The sequence below is a fragment of the Variovorax sp. HW608 genome, from assembly GCF_900090195.1.
Lineage (GTDB): Bacteria > Pseudomonadota > Gammaproteobacteria > Burkholderiales > Burkholderiaceae_C > Variovorax.
Genome location: NZ_LT607803.1, coordinates 3,500,893 through 3,523,473 on the forward strand (window position 1 = coordinate 3,500,893; position 22,581 = coordinate 3,523,473).

Here is a 22,581-nt window from a genome sequence, read left to right on the forward strand (position 1 = left end):
TCCCGGGATGCCGGCCGACGCATGGTGGAAGAACGGAATCGTCTATCAGATCTACCCGCGCTCCTTCCAGGACAGCAACGGCGATGGCATCGGCGACCTCGAAGGCATCCGCGCGCGGCTCGACTATCTCGTGTCGCTCGGCATCGACGCCGTGTGGATCTCGCCGATCTACCCCTCGCCGATGGCCGACTTCGGCTACGACATCTCCGATTTTTGCGACATCGATCCACGCTTCGGCACGCTGGACGGCTTCGATGCCCTGGTCAGTGATGCCCATTCGCGCGGGCTCAGGGTCATCCTGGACTTCGTGCCGAACCATACGTCCGACCAGCATCCGTGGTTCGTGCAGAGCCGCAGCGCACGCAGCGACCCGCGGCGCGACTGGTACCTGTGGCGCGACCCGGCGCGGGGCGGCGGCCCGCCCAACAACTGGATCAGCAACTTCGGCGGCCCGGCCTGGACCTTCGATCCGGCGACCGGCCAGTACTACGGCCATGCGTTCCTGAAGGAGCAGCCCGACCTCAACTGGCGCAACCCCGAAGTGCGAGCCGCGATGTACGAGGTGCTGCGCTTCTGGCTACGGCGCGGCGTCGACGGCTTTCGCGTCGACGTGCTGTCTCAGATCTTCAAGGACGCGCAGTTCCGCGACAACCCGCCGAACCCGGACTTCGTAGAAGGCCAGGACCCGTTTCACCGCTGGTTGATGCGCTACAACACGGACCTGCCGGAAGTGCAAGAGGTCGTGGCCGAGATGCGGCGCGTGGTCGATGCGTTCAGCAACACGCGCTCGTCGCGCGTGCTGATCGGCGAGCTCTACCTGCCGCTCTCGCGCCTGGTCGCCTACTACGGCCGGAGCGCCCAGGGCGTGCTCGAAGGCCTGCAATTGCCCTTCAACTTCCAGCTCATCGAGACCGAGTGGCAGGCCGCGCGCATCGAGCGGCTGGTGCGCAACTACGAGGCCGCCCTGCCCGCTGGCGCCCAGCCGAACTGGGTGCTGGGCAATCACGACAAGTCCCGCATCGCGAGCCGCATCGGGCCGCAGATGGCGCGGCTCGCGGCCATGCTGCTGCTCACGCTGCGCGGCACGCCGACGCTCTACTACGGCGACGAGATCGGCATGACCGACGTCCCCATCCCGGCCCGCGAAGTCCAGGACCCGTTCGAGAAGAACAAACCCGGCATGGGTCGCGACCCGCAGCGGACACCGATGGCGTGGAGCGCCGAATCCAACGCCGGCTTCACGACCGGCGCTCCGTGGCTGCGCCTGGCCCACGACTGGCGCACGCACAACGTGCAAGCCCAGTCGCACGACGCGGGATCGATGCTGGCGCTCTACCGGCGCCTCATCGCATTGCGCCGCGCGCAGCCTGCGCTGAACCGGGGCGACTACGAAGCGCTTGATGCCGGGAGTGAGGTGCTCGCCTATGCGCGCAACGGCGAAGGACAACGGCTGGTGGTGCTGTTGAACTTCGGCGCCACCTCGGCGCCGATGTCGCCGGCGTTGCTGCCGCACCAGCCGGTCGTGCTGGCATCGACCGATCCGGCGCGCGCCGAATTCATCGAAGGGCCCCTGGTGCTGGCGCCTTATGAAGGCGTCGTTATCTCGACGTAGCTGTGCGCGTGCCAGCGCACGCGCACGGGCCATCTTGCATCGGCAATGGTTTCCGAGTTCACGTCCTTGCCGCTGCCATAGTTGATCTGCCGGTCGGGGCGCCTGTTGAGGCCGATCACAAGCACGATGCGGCTGCCCGCCGCAAGCCTGCAGGCGGTCACGCGCTCGGCGCTGAAGGCGAGCGACTGACGCATGCCGGCCCGAAGCAGCCGGCGCCGCACGCGATGGCCGGCGTAGCTGGCGCGGAAGTCGTAGGGCTCGAACAGCAGCTGGTATTCGCCGCTCTGCGTCTGCTCGTACATCGAGATGACGAAGTCCACGTCCTGCCGCGAGGGCGTGATGTCGAACACGCCGCGCAGGCTGCCGTCGATCTCGGTGTCCGCCGGCAGCGGATCGCTCACGAAGCGGATGCTGTTGCGCATCGGAAGCTGCTGCACGCGCAGCGCATCCGACCACGGGATGCGCACGTCGCGTCGATCGGCAAGATCGACCGAGAGGCGCGCATTGCCACCGCCTTCGGCCGGCGACGACGACAGGCGGTGCGGATCGTCGCGTTCGCGGGTGTCGAGGTACAGGCGCAGCCGGGTGCGCTCCGGTGCGTCCAGCGTCGGCGCATGGCGCCACTGGTCCGCGCCCATCACCTGGTAGTTGACGCGATCCGACAGCAGAGATGGCTTGTTCGCGCCCTTCAGGATGTGGTCGAGCCATTGCAAGCGCAGCTCGGGCAGGTCGACGCGTGCGACGGGGTCCAGCGTGTAGCCGCGCAGCGTGGCCGCCGTGCCGAGCCGGATCGAGCTCGCGTCGTAGGGGCCGAGCAGCAGCGTCGTGTCGGCCTGCGGCCTTTGGCGACGATGCTCGTGGTGGAAGTACAGCGCGCCGGCGTCGGCGCCGTAGTAGCCGGCAAAGCTGAGCACCGGGATGTCGATGCGCGCAAACTGCTCCGGCGACGGCAGGAACTTCTGCCAGAAGCGATCGTGACTCGGGTGCGTCAGCCAGGTCCGGATCAGCCTGCTGCGCTTGCCGAGCAGGACGCGGTCGATGTCCCAGTAAGGGTGATCGCCGCGATACCAGCGCGCGTCGAGCGCCTGCCATATCGCGTCCGGGTCGGCGTCCGCGTCGATGGCGGCCCGCGGGGGTTCGAGCGTCGCGTGCTCCTGTGCCCAGCGCACCATGGAATTGCGGAAGATCTGACCGGCCATCGGGAAGTCGATGCCCGGCGCCATCGGCGCGATCGTGGCGATGGCCTTGAGTGCCGCCGGTCTTCTGCGCGCGGCCGCCCAGGCGGCGTAGCCGGAGTAGCCGTCGCCGAGCATGGCGACGCGGCCGTCGCTCCACGGCTGCTGGACGATCCAGTCGATGACGGCGACGGCGTCTTCGCCGTCGCGAACGAAGGGCCACACGGCGCCCTTGCCGTCGGGCGTGCGTCCGCGCACGTAGGCCGTGACGCCGACGTAGCCTTTGACAGCGCTGCGATGCGCGTCGTCCTCGGCGGGATCGAGCGTGAAGCGCAGCAAGGTCGGCAGGGCGCCCTCCGCGCGGCCGGGCCGGACCAGGCTGGCATGGATGACGCCCGCACGCACGGGAATCCGGACGTCGGCATCCGCCACGTAGCGGCTGCGGTTTTCGGCCGCGAACAAGTCGGGCAGCAGCGCACCGAAGTTGCGACGCGAATCGTACGAAAGCCAGGTGCGCACGAGCGCCACGGCGTCGGCCTCCGGGAGGCTGCCCTTCGCGCGCCAGAGATCGAACTGTTGATCGAGCTGCTTTCCGTACACGGCCAGCGGGGTTTCGAGCCGCGCCATGATGGCCTGGGCTTGCGCATTGTCGAGCGGCGACACCATCTCCCGGAACGCGCGCGCGTAGGCTTCGGCAAAGCCGAGGTGCTCGTCCGCTTCGAGCACGCGCGCACGCACGTAGATGCCGTCGAGGATCGCACGCTGAACCAGGTCGTCGAAGGGCTTGCCCTGGCGCCGGCTGCGCAGCGACCTGTTGCTGTCGTAGGCCGCACGCAAGGCGCCGCTGACGAGCTGAAGCGCGGTCACGTTGGCCAGGAAGACGTCGGTGTCCGCCTCCTGGTAGACCGGCAGGATGCGCTGCGCCAGATCCCGCATCAGGTCGGCGGCGGAGGCATCGTCGGGATCGCGCGGTGGTCGGAAGCCGAAATCCAGCGCCCAGGCCCACGCGGGCAGCGCAAGAAGCAGCCGGATGAGGGCGCGACGCGCGCGACGGGCGGTTGACCCAGGGTGTCTCATGGTCGCTGCTCCTCGGGCAGGGCATCAGGCGCCTTGACCAGATGCACCACCTGCGTGAACAGCCGGTCGTGCGCCTCTCCGGCTGAGCCGATATGGACGATGCCGGTGTGCGCGAGCTTGCCCAGCAGGTCGATGATCAGTTCGAGCGTGTCATCGTCGAACGCGCCGAATGCGTCGTCCATGACCAGCCAGGGCGGTGCCTGCAGCACCACGCGGGCAAAGCCCAGCCGCAGCTGCTCGTCCATGCTGAGTTCGCTCTCCCAGCGACCTGTCCTGTCCAGCAATGGCTCCAGCCGCCGCAGGCCCACGCTCGCCAGCGCGGCCTCCAGGGCTTCTCTCGGATAGCAGGGCGGCTCCATCCCATACGACAGCACCTCGGCCAGCGTGCCGCGGGGAAGGTAGGGCGTACCGCGCGGCATGTAGTGGATCGTCTGGCCGCGCGGCCGGCGCACGATGCCGGAGCCCCAGGGCCAGAGGCCCGCGAGCGCCCGGAACAGCAAGGTCTTCTCGGTGCCCGTCGTGCCGAGGATCAGCAGGCGCTGACCGGGTTGCACGACGAGATCCCGGGGGGCCAGCCGATCGTGCCCGGTCCAGGAGCGAACCTCGAGCGCTTCGATCGAGAGGGTTCCGGCATCGCTTTCCTCGTAGGCGATGCGGCTGCCGCCAGGTTGGGCCTCCAGGTCGGACGCCAGCATCCGGCGCAGGTCGGCGACACGCAGCAAGGTGGCGCGCCAGTCGGCAATGATGCTGAAGTTGTCGACGAACCAACGCAGCGACGACTGCGCCTGCGTGAAGGCGGCGGCGGCCATCATCAAGCCGCCGAACGAAACCTTCCCCGAGAAGTAGAGCGGTGCCGCCACCAGCGTCGGCGCGATGATGGTGACCCAGCCGAACCCCGCGGTGACCCAGGTCAGGTTGGTCAGCCCGAGCACCACGCGCGACTGGGCGCGCAGGACGTCGCCGAAATGCATGGCGACGCGACGCTTCTCGTCGGTCTCGCCACCAGCCAGGGAGATGCCGTCGAGATGCTCGTTGATGCGAGTCAGCGAGAAGCGCAATTCGCCTTCGCGCGCGTAGCGCTCGGCGTTGCGCAGGACGAGGCCGTTGCCGACCCAGTAGGTCATCAGCGAGCCGACGACTGCATAGACGATCGCCGCCCACAGCATGAAGCCCGGCAAGACGTGGTCCTGACCGTCGTAGAAGATGCTGAAGTCCTTGGAGAGGACCCACAGCACGCTCGCGAAGCTGCCGAACAGCATCGCTGCCTGCAGCAGGCCCACGCCGAGGGCGACCGACAGGTCGCACAGCTTCAGCGTGTCTTCGTGCATGCGCTGGTCCGGGTGGGCGCCGATGGGGCCGCTGGCCTGAAGCCAGAATGCCCGACGCGGGTGCATCCAGAGCCCCACGAGGTCATTGACCACGGCTTCGCGCAACCTCAGCTGCAAGGTTTCGCCCAGCCACCGCTGCGCGACGTTCAAGACCAGCAGCACGCCCGCAATCACCGCGAAGACGCCGACCTGCACGATGAAGTCGCTCAGGTCGCGGCGCGAGATCGCGTCGTAGAACGGCTTGTTCCAGCGATTGAGCTCGATCTGCCCATACGCGGTGAGCGCGACCACCACGACGATCCCGCCCATCAGCGCGACCAGCGTCTTGCCGACCGGCGACACGCGCAAGGCGCCGAGCAACTCGCGGACCTGATGGAAGACGCCGGTCCTCGCAGCCGGCTCGGCACGGTTCGGCGACGTTGCACTCATCGCCGCGGCGGCGCCTGGCAGGCGGCGGCCGCGATGCGGCGCGCCGAGACACACGAAATGAACGCGGCGTGGCTCCAGGCCAGTTGCCTGGCCGAGGTCTGCGCGCCGCTCTTCTGATCGAACTGCTCCGACAGGTCGCCACCGGCCGGCGTGTACGCGCGGACGGTGGCGAGGTAGGCGTCGCCGCGCCCCATCCACTGGTTCCAGTGGCGTGCATCGCCGCCCTCTGCCGCCGCGGCGCGGAAGCAGAACTCGGCGGCGCCGAGCGTCGAGAAGTAGTACGCGCCGCCCGAGCAGTACACGTCGCCGGCGTACCGGCCCATCGCCGCGCCACGGCCTGCGGCACGGCCCTGGTTGATCGGATAGGCGGCATCGAACAGCGCGTCCAGGCGTGCCAGCGTGGCCTGCATGCGTGGATCGGCCGGGCCATGCGCGAGCTCTGTGCCGAGGCCATGGATCGCCGACAGGATCACCGCGATGTCCAGCGCCTTCGGACTGGGCCGGTCGTCCGGCAGCCTGCGTGAGCGGTAGTAGCCGCGCGTCGCGTCGGGATCGTCGATCCAGTAGCCGTCGAGCAGGCTCAGCACGGCCTTCGACTCGTCCCGGCAGCGCTGCGCCTGCGCCGTCTCGCCCAGGCCCTGCAGCCATGCCGCGCCTTCGGCCAGCGCGGCCGCCGAGACGCGCAGCGTGTAGTAGTGATGGCCGCTTTCCTCTTCCCAGATGTCGAACGACGGCTCGCGCCAGTGACGCAGCGTGAAGTCGAGGTCGAAGCGGATCAGGGATGTGACCTCCGCCAGCAGGGGCGCGTCGAGGTGCCCGCCGGCCGCCCAGCGCAGCAGCGCCAGCGCGCGCAGCGGCGGCCCGTCGTGCTGGGGGCGCGCCCATCGCAGGATATCGAGCGTGCCGTCGGGGTTCACCCGCGTCTCGGCGACGACGGCATCGCCGTGGACGCTCGCGAGCTCACTGTCCTCGCGCAGGTACTGCAGCAAATCGGGGGCCACGCGCGCTCTGCGCCCCTCTACCTCGGCCACCGCGCGGCCGTCGAGTCGGTTCAAGGCCAGGCTGAAGCGGGTGAAGTCGCGCAGATGCTGCAGGGCTTCGTCACCGACCTGCCGGTCGACGTAGAGCAGCCGCAGCGCATCGATGACGACGGCGGAGTCGCGGAACCAGTGAAAGAAGTAGTCCGGGTCCGGGTCGTAGTTGCCCAGCACGGGCGAGGCGACGATGGCGCCGGCGATCGGCCGTATGGTCTGAGCGAAGCCCAGGCGGTGCTTCACGATCGACAGCGGCGAGATGCTGGACAGCATCGCGCGCGCCGAATGGCCGAGCTGTGTTTCGAGCCAGGACTCGAACGCCGGGTCTTGCGGGCTCGGCACGCTGAAGGTCACGGTGCAGGCGACCCGAGATGCGGGCTCGTGAAGTCCAGGGCGCGCAGGCCGGCCTGCACTTCGGGCACGCTCATGAACAGCTTCCACAGAAGGCCCGTCCGATGGTTCTCCATCATCACGACGATCGGGCCCTGGTCGATGGCGAGGAAGGTCTCAGCGAACCAGCCGCGCTGCTCGCAGAACGCATCGACGAAACCGTAGTCCCTCCACAGCCGCGTGCCATGCACGGTGAGGAAATGCCGCAGCACCTGCATCACCTCGGCGGGCGCATACGGCAGGCTGGCCAGCGCCGCCGTCGGCGAGATGGTGCCGTTGTCGGTGTCCGGGGCGTGCGCGAGGTAGCCGTCCGGGTCGTCGCTGGCCGTGAGGCCCCAGCACGATTCGCCGTAGCCCTGGAAGCCCTTCGGATTGGCGATGCAGTGCGCGCGGTTGACCCGCACGTGCCGGCCATTGAGATCCCAGTAGTCGGCGTAGCGATCCTTCAGCCCGTGCGGATCGAGGCCGCAGAACGAGTAGTGCGTGAAGAACAGCGGGCCGCCGTACGGCGCGCCCAGCGGCAGTTCGATGCCGTAGTACGAGCGGCCGTTGACGAAGTCCGGCCCCGTCGCGAAGCCGCGGTGGTAGACCCGCGGATCGACCGCATGGCGCGGCGAGGCCGCGGCCATCAGGTAGGTGATGAGGCACTCGTTCCAGCCGTGCACCTCATGGTTCATCGCAAAGCCGTGGTTCGGGCTCCAGTGCCAATAGAGGACGTCCCGTCCCTGGGTGAACCAGTTCCATTCGACGTCGTGCCACAGCGTGTCGATATCGCTTCGCAGCCGGCGCTCGGCAGCCGTGTCCTCGCTGAAGTACTGGCGCAGGCACAGCAGACCCATCATGAGGAACGAGGTCTCGACCAGATCGCCCGCATCGTCCTTCGGGCTCATCGGGATCGCCCGGCCGCTGGCGCCGTCCATGAAGTGCGGGAAGGCGCCGTGGTAGCGCCCGGCGCGGAACAAGGCATCCAGCATGCGCCGCAGGCGATCCAGGGCTTCGTCCCGCGTGACCCAGCCGCGCTCGACCGCGACGATCAAGGCCATGACGCCGAAGCCGGAGCCACCGATCGCGACCCGCTCGTCGGCCCTGTCTTCGCCTGTGGGGCCGACGAGCGTGCGGCGGTCGAGGGCCAGGCCGCTGGCGGCATCCGCACCGTCCCAGAAATAGCGGAAGGTCTGGCGCTGCACGGCCTCGATCAAGGCTTCATCGGGCAGGGCCGCCAGTGCCCTCGGGTTCCGGTCATCCTTCAACACGAACGCCTCCTGATTGGGTGTGTCACGTTTGGTTTCATCGAGTCATCGACGCCACGCCGCCGATGACCCCCCGCAGCATGCCATCATCAGGCCCCCTTGGGTTCCGTTTCGAAATCTCCAATGAGTCGCATCGACACCCTCATCGCCCGCATGACGCTATCCGAAAAGCTGGGCCAACTGACGATGACTGCCTCCAGCTACACGGTCACCGGGCCGGTGATCGCGGGGGACTCCACGCAGTCGATCATCGACGGCACGATCGGCAACCTGCTCAACATGGTCGGCGCCGGGCCCGTGCACGAGATGCAGCGGCTGGCCGTCGAGAAGTCACGGCTTGGCATTCCGCTCCTGATCGGCCTGGACATCATCCACGGCCATCGCACGCTCTTTCCGATCCCGCTCGCGGAGGCGGGCGTCTTCGACGAAGAGATCTGGGAGCGCACGGCGCGCGAGGCCGCGCGCGAAGGCGCAGCCGATGGTCTGGCGATGACATTCGCGCCGATGCTCGACGTATCGCGCGATCCGCGCTGGGGCCGCACCGCGGAAGGCCCGGGCGAAGACCCCTGGCTCAACGCACGCATCGCGCAGGCCAAGGTGCGCGGTTTCCAGGGCAACGACCTGTCGTCGCCCGAATCGATGGCCGCCTGTGCGAAGCATTTCGTCGCCTATGGCGCGGTCACCGCGGGGCGCGAGTACGCCGCCGTGGACATCTCCGAGCGCAGCTTGCGCGAGGTGTATCTGCCGGGCTTCGCAGCGGCCGTGCGCGCCGGCGTCGCGACCTTGATGCCCGCCTTCACCGATCTCAACGGCGTGCCGATGACGGCGCACATCCCCCTGCTGCGCGACTGGCTGCGCGGCGAGATGGGCTTCGACGGCGTCATCGTCAGCGACTACAACGCGATCGCGGAATTGATCAAGCACGGGGTCGCCGCCGATCTCGTCGATGCCGCGGTGCTGGCGCTGAAGGCCGGCGTCGACATCGACATGATGGCCGACGCCTATCGCAAGGGCCTGCCGATCGCGCTCGAGCAGGGACGGGTGACGATCGAGGAAGTCGACGCATCCGTGCGGCGCGTGTTGCGGCTCAAGGAGGCGCTCGGCCTGTTCGACGACCCCTACCGGCGCGGCACGACACCGGAGCCCGCGGCTGTCGTCACCGAGCGGCACGCGCTGGCGCGCGATGTGGCGCGCAGGTCCATCGTCATGCTGAAGAACGAGCGCGACACCCTGCCCTTGCCCGCAGCGGCGAAGGCGCTGTGTGTCATCGGCCCGCTGGCCGACGCACACACGGAGATGAAAGGTCCGTGGTGGGGTGCCGGTGAACACGAGCCGGCCATCAGCGTGCTGGCCGGCCTGCGCGCCGCGCTGCCGCAGGCCGACATACGCCATGCACCCGGCGTCGCCATCGAGGGAGACGACGAAAGCGGCATCGAAGCCGCCGTCGCACTGTGCGACGGCGCCGACGCCCTCGTGCTGTGCCTGGGCGAGCGTGCCACGATGAGCGGCGAGGCGGCGAGCCGCGCCACGCCGGCGCTTCCCGGCAGGCAGCAGGCGCTGGCCGAAGCAGCGGTGGCGCGTGCGCGCGCGCTCGGCATTCCCGTCGTCGCGATCCTGTTTTCGGGCCGCCCGCTCGTCGTCCCCTGGCTGTCCGAACACGCCGATGCCTTGCTGGCTGCGTGGTTCCTCGGCGTCGAAGCCGGCCACGCGATCGCCGACGTGGTCACGGGCCGGGTCTCGCCTGGCGGCCGCACGCCGATGAGCTGGCCGCGCGTCGTCGGGCAGGTGCCGATCTACTTCGGCCAGCGTCCCACCGGCCGGCCGATGAATCCCGCCGACTACTTCACGAGCAAGTACCAGGACGTCGACAACACGCCGCTGTATGCCTTCGGTCACGGCCTGACCTACGGGCGCTTCTGCTACGACGAGCTTCGGGTCGAGCCGCGGCGCGTGCGCGAACAGGACACGCTGAAGATCAGCGTCAGGCTGCGCAACATCGGGGCGCGAGAGGCCGAAGAGACCGTCTTCCTGTTCGTTCGCGCCAGGCTGAGCCGCGTCACCCGGCCGCTGCTGGAGCTCAAGGGCTACGCGAAGCTGCGATTGATGCCCGGCGAAGCCGGCTCGGTGACGCTGGAGCTGCCGGCGGCCGAGCTACGCTTGCTCGGGCCGGACCTGCAGCCCGTGTTCGAGGCGGGCGAGGTCGAGATCCTCGCCGGACCGAGTGCCGATCAATCAGGCCTGCTGCGCCAGACCATCGAGTTGTCTTCATAGCGCCGTCCCTCCCCAGCCTGGAGGAGAGATCGAGCCGAGCGCCCCGATCGGCTGTTTACAAGAACCCGAATAGGACGAAGATTCGCCCCACCCCATCGACTCCCGTCACGGAGGCTTGTCATGGACAGAGTGTCGGCTGCGCAGAACGCGCTCCTGGTTATGTATGGCTTCGACATGTGCGCCGCCATGCCTTCGAACCTGGCCCCCGCGCCGGACGCGCGGATTGCCGCGGCCGGCTTCAATGTCCTGGTGGGCTACCTCTCGGCATCCGACGCCATTCTTGTTTCGGGGTCGGGCCTTCGCAGTCGCATGTTCGGAAGCAGCGACGCGGCGATGAACCGTGTCTGCTATGGCTACGTCGCTTGTCGCGGCCCGGGCGAATACGTCGCTGTGATCCGAGGGACCCACGGGCTCCTGGAGTGGGCCGACGACCTCGATTTCCTCATGATGCAACACCCCAATCCCAACGCGGGCCTCGTGGACCAGGGGTTCTGGAGCATCTACCGGACCCTGATGTTTCATCCGCTGAATGGCGGCGGCCCGCTCCCTGCCGCGCAGGGCCTCGGCAACCTCAACCTGCCGGCCAACGCGTCGCTCACGGTTCTGGGCCACAGCCTGGGATCTGCCCTGGCCACCTACCTCACGCTCGACCTGGCGTTGCAGGGGACGCCGGCGAAGGGCTGCTTCTTCGCATCGCCCCACACCGGCAATCAGCGCTTCGTCGATTTCTTCGAGGGCATGAACATCAACTACGACCTCTGGAACTACGTGCAGGACAAGGTCCCGAAGGTCCCGACCCGGGACCTGCTTCACTTCTCGAGCTACAAGCCGTTGCATCAGGAAAAGACGATCCCGGTGGATGGCGGCCTCGGCGTGTCGATCGACGCAACGCTCCCCTGCTTTCACCACCTCATCTGCTACACGGCCCTGCTCGATCCGGCGACCTACAAGGCGGCGCTGGCCGAAGCGATTCGCCTGCAGGTGCAGGACGACCTGAATTGCGCGCGGTGCGTGCTGTCGACGGGGAGCTGAGCTGGAGGGCCACACCGAGCGCCAGCGCCTTGCGACTCAGTTCTCCGAGGCTGACTTCCAGTTCATCCCGATCTCTCGAGCCAAAAGAGGAATCGGACGTTCGCCCCGCTGGCCTAACATCGCCTGATGTCGCGATCCGAACGTCTGTTGCAGCTCATGCAGGTACTGCGTCGTCTTTTCCCGCCCGCGGCCTTGACTGAAGCTACTGGAGTTGGCGAACGATATCCAGCGCCTCCTCGATCCGCTCGACCGCGTGGATCGTCAGCCCCTCGATCTCCTTCGCGCCCTTCTTCGGCGCGTTCGCCTTCGGCACCACGGCCACGCTGAAGCCCAGCTTGGCCGCTTCGCGCAAACGCTCCTGGCCGCGCGGTGCGGGCCGCACTTCGCCGGCCAGGCCCACTTCGCCGAACGCGATGAAGCCCTTGGGCAGCGGCTTGCCGCGCAGGCTCGACGTGATCGCGAGCATCACGGCCAGGTCGGCCGCCGGTTCGCTGATGCGCACGCCGCCAACCGCGTTGACGAACACGTCCTGGTCCATGCACGCCACACCCGCGTGGCGGTGCAGCACCGCCAGCAGCATCGCGAGGCGGTCGCGGTCCAGGCCCACGGACAGGCGCCTCGGGCTCGGTCCGCCGTTGTCGACCAGCGCCTGGATTTCCACCAGCATCGGCCGCGTGCCTTCGAGCGTGACGAGCACCACGCTGCCGGGCACGGGCTCGGCGTGCTGACTCAGGAAGATCGCGCTCGGATTCGTCACGCCCTTGAGGCCGCGCTCGGTCATCGCGAAGACGCCGATCTCGTTCACGGCGCCGAAGCGGTTCTTGATGGCGCGCACGAGGCGGAAGCTCGAATGCGTGTCGCCTTCGAAGTACAGCACGGTGTCGACCATGTGTTCGAGCACGCGCGGACCGGCGAGCGCGCCTTCCTTGGTCACGTGGCCGACGAACACGACCGCCGTGCCGCTGGCCTTGGCGAAGCGCGTGAGGTGCGCCGCGCATTCGCGCACCTGCGCGACCGAGCCGGGCGCGGAGGTCAGTTGATCGGAGTACACGGTCTGGATCGAATCGATGACCGCGATCGTGGGCCGCGTGGCGTCGAGCGTGGCGATGATCTTCTCGAGCTGGATCTCGGCCAGCACCTGCACCTGCGAGTGGTCGAGGCCGAGGCGCCGCGAGCGCAGCGCAACCTGCGCGCCGCTTTCCTCGCCGGTGACGTAGAGCGCATTGCGGCCCGCGTTCTGCAGCGCGTCGGCGGCCTGCAGCAGCAGCGTGGACTTGCCGATGCCCGGGTCGCCGCCGATCAAGGTCACGCCGCCATCGACGATGCCGCCGCCGAGCACGCGGTCGAGTTCTTCCATGCCGGTGGGTGCACGCGCGACGTCGGCGGCTTCGATTTCAGACAGCGTGGCCAGTTCGGCCGATCCGCCGAGCGACGCGAACTGGGTGCCGAAGCGGTTGTTGGTTGCGCCCGCGGCCGGGGTCGCGACCTGTTCGATCAATGTGTTCCATGCGCCGCAGCTCGGGCATTTGCCGAGCCACTTGGCGCTCGTGCCGCCGCATTCGGAGCAGACGTAGATTGTTTTTTCCTTGGCCATGGGTCGAGTGTAGGGAGGCGGCCAGGTCGGGCGGGCGATAGGTACAAACCCCGGCGAGACGCGGAGGACCATCCGGCCTATCGTCGGCGCGCCAGCGACGCCGGACGCAGCCCGGCCCACCGTTCGCAAATAACAACCCTCACAGGATTTCGATATGACCCACACCCTCGCGCTCGTGATCTATATGGCGATCCTGACGTGGCTCACGCTGCTTGTCGCGAGCCTCATCCGGGTGAAGGGATGGACGGTTTCCGGCACCATGGTCGCGCTGGGCAACCGCGACAACCTGCCCTCGGCCACGCCGTTCGCGGGACGGGCCGAGCGCGCGGCGCGCAACACGCTGGAGAACTTCATTCTCTTTGCCGCGATCGCACTGGTTGCGCACGCGGCGGGCGCCAACAGTCCGAAGGTGGCCACCGGCGCGGACATCTTCTTCTGGGCGCGCGTGCTGTACATCCCGGTCTACTACGCCGGTATCGCCTATTTGCGCACGGCAATCTGGGGGGTCAGCATCGTCGGACTGGCGATGATGGTTCTCGCCATCTGGTAGAGGGGCGCAGGCCGCCGGGGAACATTCGGCGGGGACTCACGCCAGCACCCGCCTCAACGCCCGGATGCGCTGCCATACCTGGGCTGGTGCATCGGCCATGCCCATCACTTGGACACAGCGCTCCGGCCATGCGGTGCGTTCGGCCATGCGGTCGATCTCGCGCAGGCCGCATCGGATGTAACTGTCCCCTCGGCCGCTTAGACCCAAGGGTTAACCCGAGGTGCATCTCGCCCCGATTTATTTAACATATTAAATAAATCGAGAGACAGCCATGAGCACCGCCTTCACGCACCGCAACTTGCCGCGCCTGCTTCTGCAGGCGCGCGAAGCCGTGATGGCGCACACGCGGCCGAGCCTGCGCGAGCATGAGCTGTCTGACCAGCAATGGCGCGTGCTGCGCGTGCTCGGCGAACACGGCGCGGTGGAAACCGGCCGGGTGGCGCGCGAGGCCTTCATCCTCGGTCCGAGCCTCACCGGCGTGCTCGCACGCATGGAGCGCGACGGGCTCATCACGCGAAGCCGCGATCCCGAAGACCAGCGCTGCACCGTCATCGAGGCGACGCCGCACGGGCGCAAGCTGGTGGCGCGGCTCTCGGTGAGCATCGAGGCGCACTACAAGTGGATGGAAGAGTCGCTCGGCAAGGAGAAGCTCACCCAGCTCTACGCCTTGCTCGACGAACTGATCGCACTGGAGCAACCATGAACCCCCACTCTCCGCACTCCGTGTCGTCGCGGCCCCCCGAGGGGGCACGTTTCGCCTTGGGGCGGCCCGGCGGCGAAACCATGAGTTTCCTACCCACCGGCACGGTCTACGGCGTGCTCCTCAACTTCCGCGCGGAAGTCGAGGCGCTCGCGCCGCAGATGACGCAGCCGCCCTACAAGGCGCCGCCGAAGGCACCCGTCCTCTATGTGAAGACGGCCAACACCTGGAGTCCGAGCGGCAGCGCGATCACGATGCCGTCGCATGTCGCCGAGGTCGAAGTGGGCGCGACGATCGCGATGGTGATCGGACCGGACAACGACGTCGAAGGCTTCGTGCTGATGAACGATCTCTCGATCCCGCACGCGAGCTTCTTCCGCCCGCCGGTCAAGTACAAGTGCCTCGACGGCTTCCTCGGCATCGGTCCCGCGATGCGCGACGCGCAGGAGGTCGCCGATCCGTCGGAGTTCAGGCTCGAGGTGCGCATCAACGGCGAGCTTCGGCAATCGGTCGATTTTTCGAAGACGGTGCGCAACGCCTCGCAATTGCTCTCGGACGTGGGCGCGTTCATGACGCTCGCACACGGCGACGTGCTGATGCTCGGCTGCGATGCCGGCCGGCCGCTCGCACGCGCCGGGGACACCATCGAGATCAGCGCGCCGGGCTTCGAGACGCTGGTCAACACGCTCGTGAAGGAGAAGGCATGAAGCGCGCACGCATCCTCTATGAAGGCACGGTGCATGACGCGGTCGAGAGCGACGGCCAGTTGCTGCTGGGCGACGGCCGCAGAGTGGCGCTCGACGTGGTCACCTGGCTGCCGCCGCTCGCACCGACGCCGCTCCCGCGCACCATCCTCGCGCTCGGGCTCAACTACGCGGACCATGCGAAGGAACTCGAATTCAAGGCGCCGGAAGAGCCGCTGGTGTTCGTGAAGGGCGAGAGCACGCTCACCGGCCACCGCCAACTCACCTATCGCCCGTCGGACGTGCAGTTCATGCACTACGAATGCGAGCTCGTGATCGTCATCGGCAAGACCGCGCGCAAGGTCAAGCGCGATGACGCCTATGACTTCATCGGCGGCTACACGGTCGCCAACGACTATGCGATCCGCGACTACCTCGAGAACTGGTATCGCCCCAACCTGCGCGTGAAGAACCGCGACACCTGCACGCCGATCGGCCCGTGGCTGGTCGATGCCAAGGACGTGCCCGACCCGATGTCGCTGGCCCTTTCGACCACGGTCAACGGCAAGCTGACGCAGTCGGGCAACACGAAGGACATGATCTTCGACGCGCCCTTCCTCATCGAGTACTTCAGCAGCTTCATGACGCTGCAACCCGGCGATCTGATCCTCACGGGCACGCCGGATGGCGTGGTGGATTGCCGCCCCGGCGACGTCATCGTGACCGAGATCGAACACATCGGCGCGCTCGTCAACACCATTGCCGCGGCCTGAGCGAGAGCGCGCCGCCCCTCTTTTTTTTCAACGGAAGCCGAGAGAGACAAGATGATGAAGAAGATGATCAAGCTCGTGGCCGCGATGGTCGCGCTGGCCGCATCGGTGCTGGCATTCGACGCACCGGCGCAGAGCTATCCGGCCAAGCCGGTGCGCTGGGTGGTCGGCTATCCGGCCGGCGGCGGCACCGACTTCCTGGCGCGCACGGTGGGCACGCAGCTGTCGCAGCAGCTCGGCCAGCCGGTGCTCATCGACAACCGGCCCGGCGCCGCCGCCATCATCGCGTCGGAGATCGTGGCGCGCTCGCCCGGCGACGGCTACACCGTGTTCTCGGCCGACAACGGCGTGCTGGTCTACAACCCGGTGCTCTACAGGAAGCTGCCCTACGACGCCGAGAAGGACTTCGTCGCCCTCGGCATGATGGGCCGCTCGCCCCTGATCATCACGGCCGCGCCAGGCACGGGCTTCGCCGATGCCAAGGCGCTGATCGCTGCGCTGCGCAAGGAGCCGGGCAAGTACAGCATCGCGACGCCGGGCGCCGGCAGCCCGCACCACCTGGCGCTGGAGCTTTTCCAGCGCGAGGCCGGCGTGCAACTGCTGCACGTGCCCTACAAGGGCGGCGCTCCGGCACTGCAGGACCTGATGGGCGGCCAGGTGCCGCTGATGATGCTCGACCTGCCGAGCGGCATCAGCGCGGTCAAGGCCGGCAAGGTGGTGCCGCTGCTCGCGATGTCGGGCGAGCGCGTGCCGCAGCTGCCGCAGGTGCCGACCGCGAAAGAACTCGGCTTCGGCGAGGTCGAGGCCTACACCTGGCAGGGCCTGGTAGTGCCAGCCGCGACGCCGAAGGACATCCAGCAGAAGCTGGGCGCCGACCTGCTGAAGGCCATGAACGACGCCGCCGTGCGCCAGAAGCTGTTCGACGCCGGCTGGGAAGCACGACCCACCAACGCCGCCGACATGAACCGCTACGTGCAGTCGGAGCGCAAGAAATGGCAGGCCCTGATCGCTGCGCGCGAGATCCGAATCGACTGAACCCCGAAAGCCCCCATGCAAATCGACCACCTCATCAACGGCAAGCCGGTCGCGGGCCGCGACTATTTCCAGACCGTCAACCCCGCCACGCAGGAAGTGCTGGCCGAGGTCGCTGCTGGCGGCGAAGCCGAGGTCAACGCCGCCGTCGCGGCCGCGAAGGAAGCCTTTCCGAAGTGGGCCGGCATGCCGGCGACCGAGCGCGCGAAGCTGATCCGCAAGCTCGGCGACCTGATCGCCAAGAACGTGCCCGAGATCGCGCAGACCGAGACCAACGACTGCGGCCAGGTGATCGCCCAGACCGGCAAGCAGCTCGTGCCGCGCGCGGCGGACAACTTCTACTACTTCGCCGAGATGTGCACGCGGGTCGATGGCCACACCTATCCGACGCCCACGCACCTGAACTACACCCTCTTCCATCCGGTCGGCGTATGCGCGCTGATCTCGCCGTGGAACGTGCCCTTCATGACCGCGACCTGGAAGGTCGCGCCCTGCCTCGCCTTCGGCAACACGGCGGTGCTCAAGATGAGCGAGCTGTCGCCGATGACCGCGGCGCGGCTTGGCGAGCTCGCGCTCGAAGCGGGCATCCCGGCGGGCGTGCTGAACCTCGTGCATGGCTACGGCAAGGACGCCGGCGAGCCGCTGGTGGCGCATCCGGATGTGCGCGCGATCTCCTTCACCGGATCGACCGCGACCGGCAACCGCATCGTGAAGACGGCGGGCCTGAAGAAGTTCAGCATGGAACTCGGCGGCAAGAGCCCGTTCGTGATCTTCGATGACGCCGACTTCGAACGCGCGCTCGACGCCGCGGTGTTCATGATCTTCAGCAACAACGGCGAGCGCTGCACGGCGGGCAGTCGCATCCTGGTGCAGCAGTCGATCTACGCGAAGTTCGTCGATTGCTTCGTCGAGCGTGCCAGGCGCATCACGGTCGGCGATCCGCTCGACGAGAAGACGATCGTCGGTCCGATGATCTCGCAGGCCCATCTGGCCAAGGTGCGCAGCTACATCGAGCTCGGCCCCAAGGAAGGCGCGACGATGCTCTGCGGCGGCCTCGGAGCGCCCGAGCTGCCGGACCGCGTGAAGAAAGGCAACTATGTGCTGCCGACCGTCTTCGCCGACGTGGACAACCGCATGAAGATCGCGCGGGACGAGATCTTCGGGCCGGTGGCCTGCCTGATCCCGTTCAAGGACGAGGCCGATGCGATCCGCCTGGCCAACGACATCGAGTACGGGCTCTCCAGCTACGTGTGGACCGAGAACATCGGCAAGGCGCACCGCGTGGCCGCCGCGATCGAGGCGGGCATGTGCTTCGTCAACAGTCAGAACGTGCGCGACCTGCGCCAGCCCTTCGGCGGCACCAAGGCCTCGGGCACGGGGCGCGAAGGCGGCACCTGGAGCTACGAGGTGTTCTGCGAGCCGAAGAACGTCGCAGTCTCGCTCGGCAGTCATCACATTCCACATTGGGGAGTCTAATCATGGGCAAGCTCGCACTCGCCGCCAAGATCACGCACGTCCCCTCCCTCTACCTCAGCGAGCTCGACGGTCCGCGCAAGGGGAGCCGCCAGGCCGCCATCGACGGCCACCGCGAAATCGGCCGCCGCTGCCGCGAACTGGGGGTGGACACCATCGTGGTGTTCGACACCCACTGGCTGGTCAACGCGAGCTATCACCTGAACTGCGCGCCGCACTTCAAGGGCATCTATTCGAGCAACGAGTTGCCTCACTTCATCAGCAACATGCCGTTCGAGATTCCGGGCAACCCGGAACTCGGCAAGCTGCTCGCGAAGACCTGCAACGAGTGGGGCGTGGAAACGCTGGCGCACGATGCCACCACGCTCGGGCCGGAGTACGGCACGCTGGTGCCGATGCGCTACATGAACGAGGACCTGCACTTCAAGGCGATTTGCGTGTCGGCGCTGTGCACCGGCCACTACCTGAACGACAGCGCGCGCCTCGGCTGGGCGATGCGCCGCGCGGTGGAGGACCACTACGACGGCACCGTGGCCTTCTTCGCGAGCGGCTCGCTCTCGCATCGCTTCGCGCAGAACGGGCTGGCGCCGCAGTTCGCCGACCGCATCTGGAGCCCGCTGCTCGAGCACATGGACCACGACGTGGTGCAGATGTGGCAGAACGGCGAATGGTCCGACTTCTGTTCGATGCTGCCGGAGTACGCGGTCAAGGGCCACGGCGAAGGTTTCATGCACGACACCGCGATGATCCTCGGCGCGCTCGGCTGGTCGGCCTACGACGGCAAGGCGGAAGTGATCACGCCCTACTTCGGCTCCTCGGGCACCGGGCAGATCAACGCGATCTTTCCGGTCACGCCGCAGGATGGGCGCGCCATTCCGAAGGCCCAGGCGTCGAGCGCCGAAGGCTTTCAGGCCGTTTCACGTCTCTGAGCTCGCCATGCCGCATCTGGTCATCCTCTACACGCCGAACATCGAGCGCGAAACCGACATGAGCGCGCTCTGCCGCACGCTGGCCGACACCATGCTCGAGCAGCGCGACGAAGCGGGCAAGCAGGTCTTTCCGACCGGCGGCACGCGCGTGCTCGCCTATCCGGCCGCGCACTACGCGGTGGCCGACGGCAAGGGCGACTACGCCTTCGTCTACCTCAACCTGCGCATGGCCGCGGGCCGCAGCGACGCGGTGAAGCGGCGCGCGGGCGATGCGCTCATCGAGAGCGCGAAGCGGCACTTCGAGCCGGTCTTCGCCAGGCGCCTCATCGGCATCACGCTGAACGTGGACGAAAGCCCCGGCCAGGTGTACGACGCCAAGCACAGCAACCTGCATCCCCTCTTCAACAACAAATAAGGATCGCCATGCTCGCCAGGGACGTCATCCAGCAACTCGCCGCCGAGTTGCACGAAAGCGAGAAGTCGCGCGTGCAGGTCGAGCATTTCTCCAAGCGCTATCCCGAGATGACCATCGAGGACGGCTACGCGATCTCGCGCGAATGGGTGAAGGCCAAGATCGCCGAAGGCCGCACGGTCAAGGGCCACAAGATCGGCCTCACCTCGCGCGCGATGCAGCAGGCGAGCCAGATCACCGAGCCCGACTACGGCACGCTGCTCGACGACATGTTCTTCGAGCAGGGCGGCGACATTCCCTTCAAGCGCTTCATCGCGCCGCGCATCGAGGTCGAACTCGCCTTCGTGCTCGGCAAGCCGCTCAAGGGGCCGAACGTGACGATCTTCGACGTGCTCGCGGCCACCGACTACGTGGTGCCGGCGATCGAGATCATCGACGCGCGCATCGAGCAGTTCGACCGCCATACCAAGGCCATGCGCCGTGTCTTCGACACCATCGCCGACAACGCGGCGAATGCCGGCATCGTGATGGGCGGCCGTCCGGTCAAGCCCGATGCGGTGGACCTGCGCTGGGTCAGCGCGCTGCTCTACAAGAACGGCGTGATCGAGGAATCGGGCGTGGCCGCCGCGGTGCTGAACCATCCGGCCACCGGCGTGGCATGGCTCGCGAACAAGCTCGCGCCGTGGGACGAATACCTCGAAGCGGGCGAAGTGGTGCTCGGCGGCTCGTTCACGCGGCCGACCAACGCGGTGCCCGGCGATACCTTCCATGCCGACTACGGTCCGCTCGGCTCGATCGCCTTCCGCTTCGTCTGAACGTCATCGACTGAAAGAACCGACATGCAAACCCCCATCAACCTCTTCAAGCAGGCGCTCGCCGAAAAGCGCGCGCAGATCGGCCTCTGGCTCGGCCTCGCCGATGCGTACAGCGCGGAGATCTGCGCCGGCGCCGGTTTCGACTGGCTGCTGATCGACGGCGAGCATTCGCCGAACGGGCTCCAGAGCGTCCTCCAACAGGCGCAGGCGATCGCGGCCTATCCGGGTGCGAACGCGATCGCGCGCGTGCCGCTCGGCCATGGCGACGCGGGCACGGCGCTGATCAAGCAATACCTCGACCTCGGCGTGCAGACGCTGCTGGTGCCGATGGTCGATACCGCCGAGCAGGCGAAGGCGATCGTGCGCGCGATGCGCTATCCGCCGCACGGCATCCGCGGCATGGGCGGCGCACGCGCGTCGGGCTGGGGCCGCTATCCGGCCTACGCGAAGGAAGCGAACGACCGCGTCTGCCTGCTGGTGCAGGCGGAGTCGCGCGAGGCGCTCGCGAATCTCGATGCGATCGCGGCGGTGGATGGCGTGGATGGCGTCTTCATCGGCCCGGCCGATCTGTCGGCCTCGATGGGGCACCTGGGCAATTCGGGCCATCCGGAAGTGCAGGCCGCGATCGAGGATGCGATCGCGCGCATCAACCGCGCGGGCAAGGCGGCGGGCATCCTGACACCGGACGAAACGCTGGCGAAGCGCTATCTGGAACTCGGCGCGCTCTTCGTCGCGGTCGGGCTCGACACCAACCTGCTGGTGCGCCATACGACCGCGCTCGCGGCGCGCTTCAAGGGCAGTGCGGCAAAGACCCCATCGGGCGGCACCTACTAACGCCATCCGATCCCATGAGCGAGACGTCAGGTAAACGCGGGGGTCCGGCACGGGGGCTTGCTGGAAAAATACGCGCACACCGTGCGCCCGGCTCACCTGGGCGCGGTGACCCACTCGGGCGCGGTCACGTGGCTGCGCAACGAATCCTGAACCCCCTTGGAGACACCATGATCCTCACTCGCCGCAGCCTGCTGCAAACCACCGGCGCCACCGCACTGCTCGCCAGCATCGGCCAGCAGGCCTTCGCGCAGGCAGGCTTCGAGACCGCGCGCATCATCACCGGCTTCGCGGCCGGCGGCACCTCGGACACCACCTGTCGCCGCTTCGCCACGCAGCTCGCGCCGGGCTATGCGAAGTCGGTCGTGGTCGACAACAAGACCGGCGCCGGCGGCCAGATCGCGGTGACCTACGTGAAGAGCCAGCCGGCCGACGGCGCGACGATCCTGCAGACGCCGACCTCGATCCTCACGATCTACCCGCACATCTACAAGAAGCTGCCGTACGACCCGGCGGTCGACCTGTCGCCGGTGTCGCTGGCCTGCGTGTTCGACTTCGGCTTCGCGGTCGGCCCGGCGGTGCCGGCGAGCGTGAAGACGGTTCCCGAATTCCTCGCGTGGGTGAAGGCCAACCCGAGCGGCGGCAACTTCGGCTCGCCGGCAGCGGGCTCGACGCCGCACTTCATCGGCGCGCTGCTCGGCAAGAGCGCGGGCCTCGAACTGAAGCATGCCGCCTATCGCGGCACGCAGCCCGCGATGCTGGACCTGCTGGGCGGCAACATCTCGGCGGTGTCGGGCCCGATCGGCGACATCATGCAGCACCTGCCCACCGGCAAGGTGCGCATCCTCGGCGTCTCGGGCGAGAAGCGCAGCCGCTTCACGCCGGACGTGCCGACCTTCGGCGAGCAAGGGCTCAAGAACATGGCGCACAGCGAATGGTTCGCCTTCTTCCTGCCGGCGAAGGCATCGCTCGAAGCGGTCGGGCGCCTCAACACCGCGATGAAGTCGGCGCTGGCGCAGAAGGACCTGATCGATGGGCTCGCCGGGTTCGGGCTGGAGGCGATGTCTTCGTCGCCGGCCGAACTCGCGGATCTGTTGAAGAAGGACACGGCCAAGTGGGGCCCGATCGTGAAGGAGATCGGCTTCACGGCTGAAAGCTGACCCTCGGGCGCACTGAAGGCGCCGGGGGAGATTG

Annotated in this window: 19 protein-coding genes; 14 read left to right on the plus strand and 5 right to left on the minus strand. The window is 67.7% G+C overall.

Annotated elements, in window-relative coordinates; translation table 11 throughout:
• Window positions 1–7 precede the first annotated feature (7 nt).
• Entirely contained in the window at window positions 8–1,612 is a 1,605-nt protein-coding gene (locus tag VAR608DRAFT_RS16455) for an alpha-amylase family glycosyl hydrolase (protein ID WP_088955028.1), read from the plus strand.
• Here VAR608DRAFT_RS16455 and VAR608DRAFT_RS16460 read toward each other — a convergent pair.
• Genes VAR608DRAFT_RS16460 through VAR608DRAFT_RS16475 form a run of 4 tightly spaced genes read right to left on the minus strand, consistent with a single transcriptional unit; the run spans window position 1,585 to window position 8,298 of the window.
• Window positions 1,585–3,864: a CocE/NonD family hydrolase gene (locus VAR608DRAFT_RS16460; RefSeq protein WP_088955029.1), complete on the minus strand. Its 2,280-nt coding sequence runs from the start codon at window positions 3,862–3,864 to the stop codon at window positions 1,585–1,587. The two genes, VAR608DRAFT_RS16455 and VAR608DRAFT_RS16460, sit on opposite strands and share 28 nt — an antisense overlap.
• On the minus strand, window positions 3,861–5,621 hold the full coding sequence (locus VAR608DRAFT_RS16465; protein ID WP_088958823.1) for an ABC transporter ATP-binding protein/permease: 1,761 nt from the start codon (window positions 5,619–5,621) through the stop codon (window positions 3,861–3,863). The genes VAR608DRAFT_RS16460 and VAR608DRAFT_RS16465 overlap by 4 nt, the downstream gene beginning before the upstream one ends.
• Complete coding sequence (locus VAR608DRAFT_RS16470; RefSeq protein WP_231973535.1) at window positions 5,618–6,997, minus strand: glycoside hydrolase family 15 protein; 1,380 nt, start codon at window positions 6,995–6,997, stop codon at window positions 5,618–5,620. Before VAR608DRAFT_RS16470 ends, VAR608DRAFT_RS16465 begins: the two co-directional genes overlap by 4 nt.
• 8 nt (window positions 6,998–7,005) lie before the next feature.
• The gene (locus VAR608DRAFT_RS16475) at window positions 7,006–8,298 is read right to left on the minus strand and encodes a glucoamylase family protein (protein WP_088955031.1); all 1,293 of its coding nucleotides are present in this window, start codon (window positions 8,296–8,298) and stop codon (window positions 7,006–7,008) included.
• 120 nt (window positions 8,299–8,418) lie between these two features.
• Between VAR608DRAFT_RS16475 and VAR608DRAFT_RS16480 the strand changes: the two genes are divergently transcribed.
• Together VAR608DRAFT_RS16480 and VAR608DRAFT_RS16485 are read left to right on the plus strand one after the other, a co-directional pair.
• Complete coding sequence (locus tag VAR608DRAFT_RS16480; RefSeq protein WP_088955032.1) at window positions 8,419–10,566, plus strand: glycoside hydrolase family 3 N-terminal domain-containing protein; 2,148 nt, start codon at window positions 8,419–8,421, stop codon at window positions 10,564–10,566.
• Window positions 10,567–10,686: 120 nt separating this feature from the next.
• Complete coding sequence (locus tag VAR608DRAFT_RS16485) at window positions 10,687–11,598, plus strand: lipase family protein (RefSeq protein WP_088955033.1); 912 nt, start codon at window positions 10,687–10,689, stop codon at window positions 11,596–11,598.
• Between the two features lie 202 nt (window positions 11,599–11,800).
• Here VAR608DRAFT_RS16485 and radA read toward each other — a convergent pair whose 3' ends face one another.
• Window positions 11,801–13,192: a DNA repair protein RadA gene (radA, locus tag VAR608DRAFT_RS16490; protein ID WP_088955034.1), complete on the minus strand. Its 1,392-nt coding sequence runs from the start codon at window positions 13,190–13,192 to the stop codon at window positions 11,801–11,803.
• Between the two features lie 154 nt (window positions 13,193–13,346).
• Here radA and VAR608DRAFT_RS16495 point away from each other — a divergent pair, with 154 nt between their 5' ends.
• From VAR608DRAFT_RS16495 to VAR608DRAFT_RS16545, 11 genes are all read left to right on the plus strand, one after another.
• Window positions 13,347–13,742 (plus strand): MAPEG family protein, encoded by a 396-nt coding sequence (locus VAR608DRAFT_RS16495; protein ID WP_088955035.1) that lies wholly within the window; start codon window positions 13,347–13,349, stop codon window positions 13,740–13,742.
• A gap of 271 nt (window positions 13,743–14,013) precedes the next feature.
• Window positions 14,014–14,445, plus strand: a complete 432-nt coding sequence (gene hpaR / locus VAR608DRAFT_RS16500) for a homoprotocatechuate degradation operon regulator HpaR (protein ID WP_088955036.1) — start codon at window positions 14,014–14,016, stop codon at window positions 14,443–14,445.
• Between the two features lie 80 nt (window positions 14,446–14,525).
• Window positions 14,526–15,149: a fumarylacetoacetate hydrolase family protein gene (locus VAR608DRAFT_RS16505; RefSeq protein WP_088955037.1), complete on the plus strand. Its 624-nt coding sequence runs from the start codon at window positions 14,526–14,528 to the stop codon at window positions 15,147–15,149.
• Window positions 15,146–15,898 carry a fumarylacetoacetate hydrolase family protein gene (locus VAR608DRAFT_RS16510; RefSeq protein WP_088955038.1) on the plus strand — a complete coding sequence of 251 codons (753 nt, stop codon included), beginning with the start codon at window positions 15,146–15,148 and terminating at the stop codon, window positions 15,896–15,898. The genes VAR608DRAFT_RS16505 and VAR608DRAFT_RS16510 overlap by 4 nt, the downstream gene beginning before the upstream one ends.
• Before the next feature lie 54 nt (window positions 15,899–15,952).
• The gene (locus VAR608DRAFT_RS16515) at window positions 15,953–16,930 is read left to right on the plus strand and encodes a Bug family tripartite tricarboxylate transporter substrate binding protein (protein WP_443082952.1); all 978 of its coding nucleotides are present in this window, start codon (window positions 15,953–15,955) and stop codon (window positions 16,928–16,930) included.
• 15 nt (window positions 16,931–16,945) lie between these two features.
• Window positions 16,946–18,403, plus strand: coding sequence for a 5-carboxymethyl-2-hydroxymuconate semialdehyde dehydrogenase (gene hpaE, locus VAR608DRAFT_RS16520; protein WP_088955040.1), 1,458 nt, complete (start codon window positions 16,946–16,948; stop codon window positions 18,401–18,403).
• Window positions 18,404–18,405: 2 nt separating this feature from the next.
• Window positions 18,406–19,329, plus strand: coding sequence for a 3,4-dihydroxyphenylacetate 2,3-dioxygenase (gene hpaD / locus VAR608DRAFT_RS16525; protein ID WP_088955041.1), 924 nt, complete (start codon window positions 18,406–18,408; stop codon window positions 19,327–19,329).
• Window positions 19,330–19,336: 7 nt separating this feature from the next.
• Complete coding sequence (locus VAR608DRAFT_RS16530; protein ID WP_088955042.1) at window positions 19,337–19,744, plus strand: 5-carboxymethyl-2-hydroxymuconate Delta-isomerase; 408 nt, start codon at window positions 19,337–19,339, stop codon at window positions 19,742–19,744.
• Window positions 19,745–19,752: 8 nt separating this feature from the next.
• Window positions 19,753–20,556 carry a 2-oxo-hept-4-ene-1,7-dioate hydratase gene (gene hpaH / locus VAR608DRAFT_RS16535; RefSeq protein WP_088955043.1) on the plus strand — a complete coding sequence of 268 codons (804 nt, stop codon included), beginning with the start codon at window positions 19,753–19,755 and terminating at the stop codon, window positions 20,554–20,556.
• Between the two features lie 24 nt (window positions 20,557–20,580).
• Window positions 20,581–21,390, plus strand: coding sequence for an aldolase/citrate lyase family protein (locus VAR608DRAFT_RS16540; RefSeq protein WP_088955044.1), 810 nt, complete (start codon window positions 20,581–20,583; stop codon window positions 21,388–21,390).
• A 167-nt stretch (window positions 21,391–21,557) separates the two neighbouring features.
• On the plus strand, window positions 21,558–22,547 hold the full coding sequence (locus VAR608DRAFT_RS16545; protein WP_088955045.1) for a Bug family tripartite tricarboxylate transporter substrate binding protein: 990 nt from the start codon (window positions 21,558–21,560) through the stop codon (window positions 22,545–22,547).
• Window positions 22,548–22,581: the final 34 nt, after the last annotated feature.